The following is a 14,077-nucleotide window of genomic DNA, read 5'->3' as shown; positions in this document are numbered from 1 at the left end:
GGTATGTCAGAGACCGCGGTTAGGTGAAGCCTGACTTGCTGATTCTGGGGCTGTATCGGATCAACACTAGAAAGCCGGAGAGAGCTCAACTTTCGCGGCGCAGCATCCGGCTCACACCCGCCGCCACCGTGGTCGCCAGGATCCAGCCTGACGCCGTGAACCCGGCCGCCACCCAGTTGTCCGGCCCGTGCATGTACCAGCGGCTCTTGTTGCCGAAGTCCACGATCGGCACCAGCAGGTCCGCCGTGTAGATCACCGGGTTCCACTGCAACCCCGTGTCCTGCTGGTTCACCACGCACCGCGGTCCGTTCGCGATGATCTCGTGCGCCGGGTCCGACGACTTCCACGTCACGCAGTCGTCCGAGCCCAGGCCGAACCACAGGCTCCCCAGCACCAGCAGCGTGAACAGCCAGCCCAGCGCCCGCACCGGCCGGTAGCCGTACCCGACCATCGACCTCTGCAGCCAGCTCCACAGCCGCACCCCCGGCCCGAAGAACTTGAAGCCCTGGGCCAGCGCTTCGTAGCGGAACTGCTGCTTGCGCAGCGCCACCGTCGACGCGTGTTCCTCGTTCCCCGCCGCGCGGAGCATGTGGGCCAGCTGGTCGTACGGGCCCGGCCGGTACCCGCGCATCGCCTTGCTCAACAGCTCGATGCGGTGGTCCAGCGCCTTGTCGTCGGCCAGCGGGATGCTCTTGCCCAGTGCGTCGTAGCGGAAGTCCTCCAGCTCGATGCCGCCGGACGCGGCCCAGAACACCTCGTTGTCGGTCAGCGTTCCGCAGTGCGCGCGGCGCAGCACCACCCGGCCGGCCGGCGGAAGGCCCGGCGTCAGCGTGAACTCGTCCGCCGCGACGTCGCCCGCGTCGAGCGCCACCAGGAAAGGGGACAGCGACCCCAGCTGCGACCCGCGCAGGTCGACGCGGCGGGCGACCTGCGCGCCGTCGAGGTTGACGCCGCCCTCCGCGACGAACGGGCGGCCGTTGTTGTCCCGCAGCGTCAGGTCGCGGCCGATCCGGCCGGTGCGGACGTCGAGGGAAAAACTGCTGGTCGCGCGCAGGCCCGGCTCCGTCAGCTGGGTCCCGGCCAGGTTGATCGAGCCGCCCACCTCGACGCCCTGCAGCCGCAGCGTGCCGCGGATCGACGCGTCCGTGAGCTGGAAGTTGCCCGCGATCTTCGACCGGCGCGCGGAGAAGACGTCCCGGCCGGGGTGGCGGAACATCGAGTTCCAGGCCAGGAAGTTGCCACCCACGGTGACGTCCGCCAGCCGCAGCTGGCCGGCCGGGACGCGCAGGCTCGTCGCCTCGATGTCGCCGCCGATCTCGGTGCCGTCCAGGTGCAGCGCACGGTCGTAGTACGGCTGCGACTTCCCGCGCACCACGGTGACCTCGGCGCCGGCCAGCCGCAGCGAGCCGCCGATCCGGGCGTTGACCATGCGCAGCGTGCCGAGCGCCTGCAGGCCGTCCGACAGCTCGACGTTGCCGTCGACGCGCATCCGGTCGGCGACCAGCGCCGGCCGGGGGTCGAGGTACGGGTCGTTGGACTTCCACGCGTCGACGGCGATCGGCCCCTGCTGGGACACGGTCAGCTTCGCCTCGCGCAACACGATGTCGCTGTCCACCGTGGCGCTCGGCAGGTACATGATCCCGGTGGCGGAGAAGCGTTTCCGCTGGCTGGCGGGCCCGTAGTTGTCGACCTCGCAGAGCAGGCTGCCGCCGATGTGCAGGCCGTTGCCGTTGAGCGCGAAGCCGTCCGGGTTGTTCAGCGTGGCGCCGGAGAAGTTGACGTTACCGCCGGTCCGCAGGCCGGGGAGCCGGACTTCGCCGTTCGCGACCATCCGGTACGCCAGCAGCGCGCCGGTGAGCACGAGCCGGTCGGCCTGGATCGCCTTGCCGTGCGGGTGGGAGATGACGGTGCGGGTGAGCACCATCGACCCCTCGATCACGGCGTCGGTCAGGTTGACCGCGGCGTTCGGCATCCCGCGCTCGCGGTCGTCGCCGCGCTGGACGGTGGTCTCCTCGATTTCGCGGTCGTCGCCGTCGACCTGCACGACGCTGCGGATCAGCCGGACGTCGTTGCGGCTGCGCATGTTGCGGGCCTTGAGCCCGGGCAGCCAGCACTTGCGGAAGACCAGGCCGAGCAGGTTCGCCTCGCGCACGTCCGGCGGGTGCTCGAACCGGCAGCGCTCGAACCGGAAGAGGTACTTGAGGTCCGCGGCGCGCAGGTCCAGCGTGCCGGTGATGTAGGCGTCCTCGACGTAGACGATCGGCGCGTTGGTGGCCTGCCGCCGCCAGCGCAGCAGGCCACCGTTGCCGGGTTTCAGCAGCTCGGAGGCCTTGACCTCGTACCTGCGGTCGGGGATGCCCGCGAACGGGTCGAGGGGCGGCAGCGCGCTTTCGGTCGTCATGGCACTACCTCCCCCTCACCCGCCCTCAAAGTAGCGAACGCGAACGATATTCGCAGGCGTTTCGCGGATGAACGGCTGAATTCCCGCCAGCGGCTCCTAGTCGAGCCCCGCTTTGTGCGTGGGGTTGAGCACCCGTTCGAGGAACGACTTCGTGCGGTCGTGCTGCGGGTCGCCGATCACCTGGCTCGGCGGGCCCTGTTCGACGACGACGCCGCCGTCCATGAACAGCACGCTGTCCGCCACTTCGCGGGCGAACTGCATCTCGTGCGTGACGACCAGCATCGTCATGCCCTCTTCGGCCAGCTGGCGCATCACGGCGAGCACGTCGCCGACGAGCTCCGGGTCCAGCGCGGACGTCGGCTCGTCGAACAGCATGACGTCCGGGTTCATCGACAGCGCCCGCGCGATCGCGACGCGCTGCTGCTGGCCGCCGGAAAGCTGCCCGGGCAGCGAAGTCTCCTTCTCGCCCAGGCCGACCTTCTCGAGGTTCTCCCGCGCGATCCGCTCCGCCTCTTCCTTGCCCCGCTTGAGAACCTTCCGCTGGGCGACGGTGAGGTTCTCCAGCACGGTCAGGTGCGCGAAGAGGTTGAACCCCTGGAAGACCATGCCGATCTTGCGCCGGGCCGCGTCGATGTCGACGTCCTCGTGGGTGATCTCGTTGCCGTTCACCACGATCTTGCCCTGCTGCGGCTCCTCCAGGAGGTTCACGCAGCGCAGCAGCGTGGACTTCCCCGACCCGGACGGCCCGATGATGCAGACCACCTGGCCGCGCTCGACCTGCAGGTCGATGCCCTTGAGCACCTCGAGCGAGCCGAACGCCTTGTGCAGACCGGAGATTTCGACGATGACGTCGGTCATGTGGCACCTCCGCCGGACACCCCGGCGCCGTATTTCTTTTCCAGCCGCTGCTGCAGGATCGACAGCGGGATGGTGATGACGAGATAGCAGAGGCCCGCGACGACGATCGGGGTCAGGCCCTTCGCCTCCAGCAGTGCCTGGCGGCTGAACTGCGCGAGCTCCTGCTGCGCCGGCGTGGTCCCGAGCAGGAACGCCAGCGACGAGTCCTTCGTCAGCATGATGAGCTCGTTGGCCAGCGGCGGCAGCACGATCCGGAACGCCTGCGGGATGACGATCGTGATCATCGCCCGCGTCGGCGACATGCCGAGCGAGCGGGCGGCCTCGACCTGCCCGCGCGGCACGGCCTGGATGCCGGCCCGGATCGTCTCGGCCATGTAGGCCGAGGACACGATGCCCAGCGCGACCATGATGGACACGTTGCGGGGCAGGTGCGTGTCCGGGAAGGCGATGGGGACGCCGACCCCGACCGCGAGGAAGATCAGCAGCGCGGGCAGCCCGCGGAAGAACTCGATGTACCCGCGCGCGAACCACCGGTACGGCCCCACCGAGGAGAGCCGCATCAGCGCGAGCACGAGGCCCAGGCCCAGGCCCAGCGCGAAACCGAGCGCGGTGAAGATGATGGTGTTCTTGAGCGCGACGGTGATCACGTCGGGGAACTGCTGTGCCGCGACGTCGAGATCGAAGAACGCCCGCCCGATCTGGCCCCAGTTGGCCAGGAACGCGAAGACGACCACGATCACGAGCAGCAGGACGTACTGTGCACCCCGGAACGCCGATCGTCGCTGGCGTCGGCCTAGTGCCATTTCACTCCTCAGGCAAGCCCGGAACGGGCATCGGAAACACCGCTGTGGCCGGTGCCGAAGCACCGGCCACAGGCGGGGGGTCTTACTGAGTGGGGTTACCTGGCAGCCAGGTCGGGGCCTTGCCGAACCACTTCTGGTAGATCGAGGCGTAGGTGCCGTCGGAGACGGCGGCCTTCAACGTGTCGTTGATCGCCGTGACCAGGGCGGAGTTACCCTGCTTGACGCCGATGCCGTAGAACTCGTTCGTCTTGAACTCCTTCACCACCGCGGTGTCCGGGTTCGTCTTGACGAAGTCGTAGAGCACGCCGTTGTCGTTGACGCCCGCGTCCACGGTGCCGTTCTTCACGGCCTGCTCTTCCAGGGCGAGGTCGTCGAACGTGACGATCTCGGCACCCTTCGCGTTCTCCTTGGCGTAGTCGGCGCCGGTCGTGGCCGACTGGACGCCGATCTTCTTGCCGGCGACGTTGCTGAAGTCCTTGATCGGCGAGCCGGCCTTGACCAGCAGCGCCTGGGTGGCCTCGAAGTAGGGCTCCGAGAAGTCGAACTTCTGCTTGCGCTTGTCGGTGATCGTCATGCCCGCCGCGGCCAGGTCGCACTGGCCGCTGTTCATGGCCTCGCCCGACTCGATGTTCTCGAACGCGATGTCGACGATGTTCTGCTGGACACCCAGCTTCTTCGCAACCAGGTCCACGAGGTCGACGTCGAAGCCGACGATCTTGTCACCCTGCTTGACCTGGAACGGCTGGTAGGGCAGGTGCGTGCAGGTCGTGAGCTTGCCGGACGCGATCAGCTGGACACCGCCGGCCGCCGTGCCGCCTCCGTCGCCCCCGCACGCGGTCAGGGCGGCGGCCGCCAGGGCGAGCGCCGGGATCAGGGCGAGCGCCTTGAGTTGGGGTCCTCGGGCCACGTCGTCACTCCTCGTAGTTCTCAGTTCGTGAGAGCACGCATATTGCCACTCATCCATACCAAAGCACAGCACTGTCGAGTTACGGCGACGTTTCGCACCGCGCCCACCTGCGCGGGAGTGTCGCGCACGAAGGGGCACGTAGGTGAGGATGTCGTTCATGAACGCGACCCCGCCCCGGCTGCCCCCCTCCGGTCGACGTGCGCGGAAGGCGACGACCCGCCGGATCACCCGGCCGGGGGCCCGGTTCGACGGGTACCTCTCGCCGGAACGGCCGCACGCCGGCGCGTACGACGAGATGTTCGCCGCCGACGGCACGGTCCGCGGTCCCTACCGCGCGCTCTACGAGTCGATCGCGGCGCTCGACGCGCACGACCTCAACTCGCGGTCGCTCGCGCTGGACCGGGCGATGGTCGACCAGGGCATCACGTTCTCCCTGTCCGGGCAGGAGCGGCCGTTCCCGCTGGACCTGGTGCCACGGGTGATCCAGGCGACCGAGTGGGCGAAGCTCGAACGCGGCGTCGCCCAGCGGGTCCGGGCGCTCGAAGCGTTCCTCGCCGACATCTACGGCGACCGGCAGATCCTGCGCGACGGCGTGCTGCCGCGGCGGCTGATCACCTCCTGCGAGCACTTCCAGCGGGAGGCGTTCGGCATCAACCCGCCGAACGGCGTGCGCATCCACGTGTCCGGGGTGGACCTGGTGCGCGACGAAGAGGGCACGTTCCGGGTGCTGGAGGACAACCTCCGCAACCCGTCCGGGGTGTCGTACGTGATGGAGAACCGGCGGACGATGGCGCGGGTCTTCCCGGACCTGTTCGCCCAGCACCGGGTCCGGCCGGTCGGGGACTACGCGTCCCACCTGCTCCGGGCGCTGCGCGCGGCGGCCGCGGCGAACGTCGCCGACCCGATGGTCGTCGTGCTCACCCCCGGTGTCCACAACTCGGCGTACTTCGAGCACTCGCTGCTGGCCCGGCTGATGGGCGTCGAGCTGGTCGAAGGCCGCGACATGTTCTGCCGCGACAACGTCGTCTACCTGCGGACCACCGAGGGCGAACGCCAGGTCGACGTCATCTACCGGCGCATCGACGACGAGTTCCTCGATCCGGTGCACTACCGGCCGGACTCGGTGCTCGGCATCGCCGGCGTCCTCAACGCGGCGCGCGCGGGAAACGTCGTCGTCGCGAACGCCGTCGGCAACGGCGTCGGCGACGACAAGCTCGTCTACACCTACGTGCCCGAGATGGTGAAGTACTACCTGAACGAGAAGCCGCTGCTGCCCAACGTGGACACGTTCCGGTGCTGGCTGCCGGACGAGTTCGACCACGTCATGGCGCACCTCGACGAGCTGGTCGTCAAGCCGGTCGAAGGCTCCGGCGGCTACGGGATCGTCTTCGGGCCCGAGGCGACCCCGGCGGAACTGGCGACCCTGCGGCGGAAGGTGCGCGCGAACCGGCGCGGCTGGATCGCGCAGCCGGTCGTCCAGCTCTCGACCGTGCCGGCCAAGGTGGAGGACCGGCTCGCGCCGCGGCACGTCGACCTGCGGCCGTTCGCCGTCAACGACGGCAAGGACATCTTCGTCCTGCCCGGCGGGCTGACGCGGGTGGCGCTGCCGGAGGGCAGCCTGGTCGTGAACTCCTCGCAGGGCGGCGGGTCGAAGGACACGTGGGTGCTCACCTCCCGGACGTCGACCGCCGAGCGCGAACTGGAGCAACCCGCGCTCGGCGTCATGTCCACAGTGGACGGCATGGTCGCCGAGCAGGGGCCCGAGCTGACCTCGTCCCAGCAACAGCAGCAACAGCAGAGCTAGGGAGGTTCCGATGCTGGCCCGCAACGCGGAGTCGCTGTACTGGATCGGCCGCTACGTAGAACGCGCCGACGACACCTCCCGGATCCTCAACGTCTCGGTCCACCAGCTGCTGGAGGACGCCACGGTCGACCCCGACCACGCGAGCCGCCAGCTCCTGGCCGTCCTGGGCATCGACACGCCCGACGGGGAAGCCCTCGACGTCTGGAAGCTGACCGAGCTGGTGGCGTACGCGAAGGACAACCCGGCGTCGATCGTCGGCTCGATCAACTCGGCGCGCGAGAACACCCGAGGCGCCCGCGAAGTCGTCTCGACCGAGCTGTGGGAATGCCTGAACGCGACGTGGAACGCGGTCCCGGACCGCCAGCGCTACGCCCGGCGCGCCGGGCCGCACGCGTTCCTGTCGTTCGTGGAGGAACGCGCGGCGATGTTCGCCGGGCTCGCCGACTCGACGATGAGCCGCGACGACGGCTGGCTGTTCATGGTCCTCGGCCGCTCGATCGAACGCGCCGACATGGTGGTCCGGCTGCTGCTGTCGCGGGTGGCGGACCGCGCGTCGTCGCCGGGCTGGATCACGGTGCTGCGCTCGGCCGGCGCGCAGGACACCTACCTGAGGACCTACCGGGGCGCGCTGGACGCCGGCCGCGTCGTGCAGTTCCTGTTGCGGGACACGCTGTTCCCGCGTTCGGTGTTCCACGCGCTGCGGCAGGCGGAGGAGTGCCTGCAGCGGCTCGACCCGGGCGGCGGCGCGCGCAGCAACGAGAAGTCCGAGGCGTTGCGCGAGCTCGGCCGGGCCCGCAGCGAGCTGGAGTTCCTCCGCCCGTCGGAGCTGCTGACCGACCTGCCGCGGCGGCTCGGGGCGTTGCAGACGTCGATCCGGGAGATCGGGGAAGCGGTGTCGTTGCAGTACTTCAGCACGTCGCCGTGGGTGGCGTGGAGCGGTGCGGAGGTTTCGCTGTGACGTGGCAGCTGCGGGTGGCGCACCGGACGGGGTACCGGTACGCGACGCCGGCGACCCAGTCGTACAACGAGGCGCGGCTGACCCCGCGCTCGGACCGGCGCCAGACGACGGTCGCGACGCGCATCGAGACGACCCCCGCGACCCGCGCCTACCGGTACACGGACTACTGGGGCACGGTCGTGACGTCGTTCGACCTGCACGCGCCGCACACGGAGTTCACGGTGCTGGCGACGTCGGTGGTCGAGACGGCGGACGAAGCCGAGCCGATCCGCACGGCGTCGTGGAAGGACCTGCGCAGCGAGACGGTGGTCGACCACCGCACGGAGTACCTGACCCCGACCGCCTACACCCCGCGCGACGCCACCTTGGCGCGCGAGGCCCGTGCGCTGCGGACCGGGTTGGATCCGGCGGAGGCGGTGCTGGCGGTGTGCGAGTGGGTGAACAAGCAGCTGAAGTACCAGCCGGGCACGACGGGCGTCCACTCGACGGCGACGGACGCCTGGCAGGCCCGCGAAGGCGTCTGCCAGGACTTCGCCCACGTGACGCTGGTGATGCTGCGCGCGATCGGCGTCCCGGCCCGGTACGTGTCGGGCTACCTGCACACGAAGCCGGACGCGAAGCTCGGCGAGGTGGTCGAGGGCGAGTCGCACGCCTGGGTCGACGTCTGGACCGGCGGCTGGTGGGCGTACGACCCGACGAACGCGATCCCGGTCGGCCCGCGGCACGTGTGGGTGGCGATGGGCCGGGACTACGCCGACGTCGCGCCGTTGAAGGGGATCTTCACCGGGGGCGGGCAGTCCACCTTGGACGTCTCGGTCCACCTGACCCGGCTGGCGTAACTCTCCGTATACCGCACTTTCGCTACGAAAGTGACGTGGAGGGGCATCCTCCGGATCACTTTCGTAGCGAAAGTGCGGCTTGGGTCAGCCGCGGGCGTGGGCGTCCAGGATGTGCGCTACGGCCTCGGTGACCCGCTGCGCGTAGTCCAGGTGCAGCCACTCGTCCGGCACGTGGATGTTCGAGTCGGCGCCGCAGGCACCGGTGACCAGGAACTGCGCCTCCGGGTACTTGCGCGAGAGCAGGCCCATGAACGGGATCGAGCCGCCCATGCCGGTCGCGCGGTGCGGCTGCCCGAAGACCTCGTCGCTGACCGTGCGCAGGGCGGTCGCCAGCCACGGGGCCTCAGTCGGCGCGTTCCAGCCGTTCTCCGCCTGCGGGGTGGCGCTGAAGGTGACCTTCGCGCCGTACGGGACGTCGGTGGTCAGGGCCTTCTTCACGGCTTCGAGCCCCTTCGCGGCGTCGGCCGTCGGCGGGAGGCGGAAGCTCAGCGTCAACGTGGTGCTTTCCCGCAGGACGTTCCCGGCTTCGGCGGGCTTCGGGAAGCCGTCGGCGCCGATCACCGACAGCGTCGGCCGCCACGCGTTGTTGAGCATCAGCTCCAGCGCGTCCTCCGTGATCACGCGACCGCCCTCGACCAGCGGGAACGCCGTCGACAACGCCTCGGGGAAGTCCTGCGAGACGGCCTTGAGCTCCGCCAGCCGGTTCGCCGGGACGTCGACCTTGAGCTCGTCGAGCAGTAGCTCGCCGGTCTCACTGTCCTCGAGCCGCTCGATCAGCCGCCGCAGCACGCGGAACGAGCTGGCGACGACACCGCTCGCGATGCCCGAGTGCTGCGCCGAGTCCAGCAGCTGCACCGTGACGTCGAGGTGCAGCATCCCGCGCAGGCTCGTGACCAGCCACAACCGCTCGTAGTCGCTGCCGCCGGCGTCGAGGCAGATCACCAGCGAAACCTCGCCGATCCGGTCGGCCAGGTGCTCGACGTACGCGGGCAGGTCCGGGCTGCCGGACTCCTCACCGGTCTCCAGGAGCACCACGATCCGGGCGTGCTCGCCGCCGGCGGCGTGGACGGCTTCGATCGCCGTCGTCGCCGCGTAGCCGGAGTAGCCGTCGTCGACGGACCCGCGGCCGTACAGCCGGCCGTCGCGGATCACCGGGGTCCACGGGTCGAGGCCCTCGGACCAGCCGCCGACCGGGGGCTGCTTGTCGAGGTGGCCGTACATCAGGACGGTGCCCTGGTTCGCCGCGCCCGGGGTCGCCGGGACGTCGACGAGCAGCAAGGGGGTGCGGCCTTCGAGCTGCACGACGTCGAGGGTCGCCCCGGGCAGGTCGCGCGCGGCGATCCACTCGCGGACGTGGTCGACGGCTGCGGCCAGGTGACCGGTCGTCGCCCACTCGGCGTCGAAGGCCGGGGACAAGGCGGGGATGGCCACCAGCCCGGACAGACTCGGGATGACGTCGTCGGTCCACGACGCCACGACGGATTCACGAACGGATTTCTGTTCCACTTCGCCATCGTGCCACGCACGACCCGGCGTGCGGCACATCACAAGGTCGCCTCACCCCTCGTGAGTGGTTAGGGCGGTTCTAACCGCCCTAACCACTCACGAGCCTGGTGAGCGCGCGCGTCGATTCCCTACTCTCGTAGGTCCGATGCTCGGGCTTCCAAGCGTTTTCCCTGTTCAGGACCCCTTTCTCAGCAACAAATCAGCAACCGCGTCTGACCAAAGCGCCGACCTTCGTGCCAGGATGGCGGCGTGAACCGTCAACGCCGACGGTGACCGAGCGCTTCGGAGACCCGATGCGCTGGTCCCCGCCGGTGCAGTCGCTGTGGTCGCCACAAGCGGCCGCCAGAGGCACCGACACCGAGGAGCAACGCCCATGCCGTCCGAACAGTGGACGCACCCGGAGCCTGGAGATGGGCCGGCCGCCGTCGCGGCCCAGCCGTCCCCCGAGCAGGTGATCGCCGGATTGCGAGCGACCAGCGAAGGTGGCGCTGAGCTGACTCAGCTGCTCACCCCCGAAGGCGAGCGGGTCCCGTCGCCCCAGTTCGACAAGTACGTCGACGACGTCGACGACGAAGCCCTGCGCGGCCTGTACCGCGACATGGTGCTCGTCCGCCGCGCGGACCGCGAGGCCAACGCGATGCAGCGCCAGGGCCAGCTCGGCATCTGGGTCCCGCTGCTCGGCCAGGAGGCCGCGCAGATCGGGTCGGGCCGCGCGCTGAAGAAGAACGACATGGCGTTCCCCAGCTACCGCGAGCACGGCGTCGCGTACGCGCGCGGGGTCGACATGAAGGACCTGCTGGGCATCTTCCGCTGCACCGACCACAGTGGCTGGGACTACCAGGGGACGGGCTTCCACCCGTACACCATCGTGATCGGCAACCAGGTGCTCAACGCCGCCGGCTACGCGATGGGCCAGAAGTTCGAGGGCAAGGTCGGCGACGACGACGGCGAAGCCACGATCTGCTACTTCGGTGACGGCGCGACTTCGCAGGGCGACGTCCACGAAGGATTCGTCTGGGCCGCGGTCTACGACGCGCCGCTCGTGTTCTTCTGCCAGAACAACCAGTGGGCGATCTCCGAGCCGACCGAGCGCCAGTCGCGCCTGCCGCTCTACCAGCGCGCCCGCGGGTACGGCTTCCCCGGCATCCGCGTCGACGGCAACGACGTCCTGGCCTGCCTCGCGGTGTCCCGCTGGGCGCTCGACGAGTGCCGCCACGGCAACGGACCGGTCCTGATCGAGGCGTTCACCTACCGGATGGACGCGCACACGACGACCGACGACCCGTCGCGCTACCGGCTGTCCGACGAGCTCGAAGAGTGGAAGCTCAAGGACCCGATCGAGCGCGTCCGGGCGTTCCTGGCCCGCAAGGGCGGCGCCGACCACGACTTCTTCGACCAGGTCCAGGCCGAGGCCGACGCCTTCGCCGCCGACCTGCGCGAGTACACGTTCAACATGCCCGAGCCGCCGCCGGAGCGGATCTTCAGCAACGTCTACGCCGAGGGCAACCCCGTCCTCGAAGCGCAGCGCGAAGAGTTCCTGTCCTACCTCGACGGCTTCGTATCGGCGGGTGAGCACTGATGACCGACCTCCAGAAACTCACCATCGGCAAGGCGCTCAACCTCGGCCTGCGCCGCGCGATGGAAGAGGACCCCAAGGTCCTGATCATGGGCGAGGACGTCGGCAAGCTCGGCGGCGTCTTCCGGATCACCGACGGCCTGCAGAAGGACTTCGGCGAGCAGCGCGTGCTGGACACGCCGCTCGCGGAGTCCGGCATCATCGGCACCGCGGTCGGCCTGGCCGTGCGCGGGTTCCGGCCGGTGTGCGAGATCCAGTTCGAGGGCTTCATCTTCCCGGGCTTCGACCAGATCTCCTCGCAGCTGGCGAAGCTGCACTACCGAACGCAGGGCAAGATCAAGATGCCCGTCGTGATCCGGGTGCCGTTCGGCGGCGGGATCGGCGCGGTCGAGCACCACTCGGAGTCGCCCGAGTCGCTGTTCGCGCACATCCCGGGCCTCAAGGTCGTGTCCATCTCGAACGCCGTCGATGCCTACTGGGGCATCCAGCAGGCGATCAAGTCGGACGACCCGATCCTGTTCTTCGAGCCGAAGCGGCTGTACCACTCGGGTGCGCTGCGCGCGGAGATCGACGTCGCGGGCACGCCGCAGCAGATGTTCTCCTCGCAGGTCGTCCGCGAAGGCACGACGGCGACGGTCGTCGCGTACGGCCCGTCGGTGAAGGTCGCGCTCGACGCGGCGGCCGCGGCGGAGGACGAGGGCAAGTCGCTCGAGGTCATCGACCTGCGCACGCTCTCGCCGCTGGACCTCGGCCCGGTGTTCGAGTCGGTGCGCAAGACCGGCCGGCTGATCGCGCTGTCGGAGGCGCCGTCCGAGTCGTCGCTGACCTCGGAGATCGCCGCGCGCGTCCAGCAGGAGTGCTTCTACTCGCTGGAAGCGCCCGTCCTCCGGGTGACGGGGTTCGACACGCCGTACCCGCCGGCCAAGCTCGAGGAGCACTACCTCCCCGACCTGGACCGGGTGCTGCACGCCGTCGACCGCTCACTCGCCTGGTAAGGGGGATCTCCGCGCAATGCCTACGTACAAACAGTTCCCCCTGGCCGACACGGCCGAGGGGCTGACCGAAGCCGACATCCTGTCCTGGCACGTGAAGCCGGGGGACACGGTGACGGTCAACCAGATCGTCGTCGAGATCGAGACCGCGAAGGCCGCCGTCGAACTGCCGATCCCGTGGGCCGGGGTGGTCACGGAGCTGCACGTCGAGCCGGGGCAGACGGTGGAGGTCGGGACCGCGATCCTCACCATCGACGTCGACCCCGGTGGTGCCGCCGCTCCCGCTCCTGCCGCGGCTCCCGCTTCGGCTCCGGCCGAGGAAGAGGAGATGAAGCCGCTGGTCGGCTACGGCTCCAAGGCCGTGGTCACGCAGCGGCGGGCACGGAAGGGCACTGCTCCTGTCGCCACTCCCGCTGCGGCAGTCGTCGCTCCTCCCGCGCCGGCTCCCGCGGCTCCGCGCGGCGGGTACGTCCCGCTGGCCAAGCCGCCGGTGCGGAAGCTGGCGAAGGACCTCGGCGTCGACCTGCACGCGCTGACCGGCACCGCGTCCGGTGGCGTGATCACCCGTGAGGACGTCGAGCGGGCGGCGAACGGCTCGGCCGCGCCGGCCGCAGCCGCCGTGTCCCCTGTGGACAGTGGCTACGACCCGGCCACCCGCGAGCGGCGCGTGCCGATCAAGGGCGTCCGCAAGATGACCGCGGCCGCGATGGTGCAGAGCGCGTACACCGCTCCGCACGTCACGGAGTTCCTGACCATCGACGTCACGCCGATGATGGAGTTCCGCGAGAAGCTGAAGAAGTCGCGGGAGTTCGCCGGGGTGAAGGTCACGCCGCTGACGTTCGCGGCGAAGGCCGTGTGCCTGGCGGCGAAGCGGACCCCGGACATCAACGCGGTCTGGGACGAGGCGGCGCAGGAGATCGTCTACAAGGACTACGTGCACCTCGGGATCGCGGCGGCGACGCCGCGCGGCCTGATCGTGCCCAAGGTCCGCGACGCCGACTCGATGTCGCTGAAGGAGCTGGCGAACGCGCTGACCGCCTTGACGGAGGTCGCCCGCGAGGGCAAGACGTCGCCGGCGGACATGGCGAACGGCACGATCACGATCACCAACGTGGGCGTGTTCGGCGTCGACACCGGCACGCCGATCATCAACCCGGGCGAGTCCGCGATCCTGTGCCTCGGCGCGATCAAGGACCAGCCGTGGGTGGTGGACGGCGAGATCAAGGTCCGCAAGGTGCTCCAGCTGTCACTGAGCTTCGACCACCGCGTGGTCGACGGCCAGCAGGGCTCGGAGTTCCTGGCCGACGTCGGCGCGCTGCTCGCCGACCCGGCCATGGCGATGACGTACTGAGTTCCTGAAGGTCCGTGAAGGCCTCCTTACCGGCTCTTATGGCCGGGAAGGAGGCCTTCACGGCTTTTCGCCCACGGCATAC

Annotated in this window: 11 protein-coding genes; 6 read left to right on the top strand and 5 right to left on the bottom strand. The window is 69.6% G+C overall.

Going from position 1 to position 14,077, the window contains the following annotated elements:
- Positions 1-85: 85 nt before the first annotated feature.
- From QRX60_RS12350 to QRX60_RS12335, 4 genes are all read right to left on the bottom strand, one after another.
- Positions 86-2,401 carry an oxidoreductase gene (locus tag QRX60_RS12350; RefSeq protein ID WP_286000912.1) on the bottom strand — a complete coding sequence of 772 codons (2,316 nt, stop codon included), beginning with the start codon at positions 2,399-2,401 and terminating at the stop codon, positions 86-88.
- Positions 2,402-2,497: 96 nt separating this feature from the next.
- Complete coding sequence (locus tag QRX60_RS12345; protein ID WP_286000911.1) at positions 2,498-3,259, bottom strand: amino acid ABC transporter ATP-binding protein; 762 nt, start codon at positions 3,257-3,259, stop codon at positions 2,498-2,500.
- Entirely contained in the window at positions 3,256-4,062 is an 807-nt protein-coding gene (locus tag QRX60_RS12340; protein ID WP_286000910.1) for an amino acid ABC transporter permease, read from the bottom strand. The genes QRX60_RS12345 and QRX60_RS12340 overlap by 4 nt, the downstream gene beginning before the upstream one ends.
- An 82-nt stretch (positions 4,063-4,144) precedes the next feature.
- A complete protein-coding gene (locus QRX60_RS12335; RefSeq protein WP_286000909.1) occupies positions 4,145-4,969 on the bottom strand; it encodes a transporter substrate-binding domain-containing protein in 825 nt (274 codons plus the stop codon).
- Positions 4,970-5,117: 148 nt separating this feature from the next.
- Between QRX60_RS12335 and QRX60_RS12330 the strand changes: the two genes are divergently transcribed.
- The 3 genes from QRX60_RS12330 to QRX60_RS12320 are packed head-to-tail and all read left to right on the top strand — an operon-like array spanning position 5,118 to position 8,570.
- A complete protein-coding gene (locus QRX60_RS12330) occupies positions 5,118-6,773 on the top strand; it encodes a circularly permuted type 2 ATP-grasp protein (protein ID WP_286003570.1) in 1,656 nt (551 codons plus the stop codon).
- A gap of 10 nt (positions 6,774-6,783) precedes the next feature.
- Positions 6,784-7,731 (top strand): alpha-E domain-containing protein, encoded by a 948-nt coding sequence (locus tag QRX60_RS12325; protein ID WP_286000908.1) that lies wholly within the window; start codon positions 6,784-6,786, stop codon positions 7,729-7,731.
- Positions 7,728-8,570, top strand: coding sequence for a transglutaminase family protein (locus QRX60_RS12320; RefSeq protein ID WP_286000907.1), 843 nt, complete (start codon positions 7,728-7,730; stop codon positions 8,568-8,570). The genes QRX60_RS12325 and QRX60_RS12320 overlap by 4 nt, the downstream gene beginning before the upstream one ends.
- An 84-nt stretch (positions 8,571-8,654) precedes the next feature.
- On the opposite strand, the gene QRX60_RS12315 is transcribed toward QRX60_RS12320, so the two are convergent.
- A complete protein-coding gene (locus tag QRX60_RS12315; RefSeq protein ID WP_286000906.1) occupies positions 8,655-10,076 on the bottom strand; it encodes a M20/M25/M40 family metallo-hydrolase in 1,422 nt (473 codons plus the stop codon).
- Positions 10,077-10,449: 373 nt separating this feature from the next.
- On the opposite strand from QRX60_RS12315, the gene pdhA reads away from it, so the two are divergent.
- From pdhA to QRX60_RS12300, 3 genes are read left to right on the top strand one after another with little or no spacing between them, the layout of a single operon-like run.
- Entirely contained in the window at positions 10,450-11,655 is a 1,206-nt protein-coding gene (pdhA, locus tag QRX60_RS12310) for a pyruvate dehydrogenase (acetyl-transferring) E1 component subunit alpha (RefSeq protein WP_286000905.1), read from the top strand.
- Entirely contained in the window at positions 11,655-12,647 is a 993-nt protein-coding gene (locus tag QRX60_RS12305) for an alpha-ketoacid dehydrogenase subunit beta (protein WP_286000904.1), read from the top strand. Before pdhA ends, QRX60_RS12305 begins: the two co-directional genes overlap by 1 nt.
- Before the next feature lie 16 nt (positions 12,648-12,663).
- Positions 12,664-13,995, top strand: coding sequence for a dihydrolipoamide acetyltransferase family protein (locus QRX60_RS12300; protein ID WP_286000903.1), 1,332 nt, complete (start codon positions 12,664-12,666; stop codon positions 13,993-13,995).
- Positions 13,996-14,077: the final 82 nt, after the last annotated feature.

It is taken from the genome of Amycolatopsis mongoliensis, from assembly GCF_030285665.1.
In the GTDB taxonomy this organism is placed as follows: Bacteria; Actinomycetota; Actinomycetes; order Mycobacteriales; family Pseudonocardiaceae; genus Amycolatopsis; species Amycolatopsis mongoliensis.
Note: the sequence above shows the minus strand (reverse complement) of the source record. Positions and strands in the feature narration are given on the sequence as shown.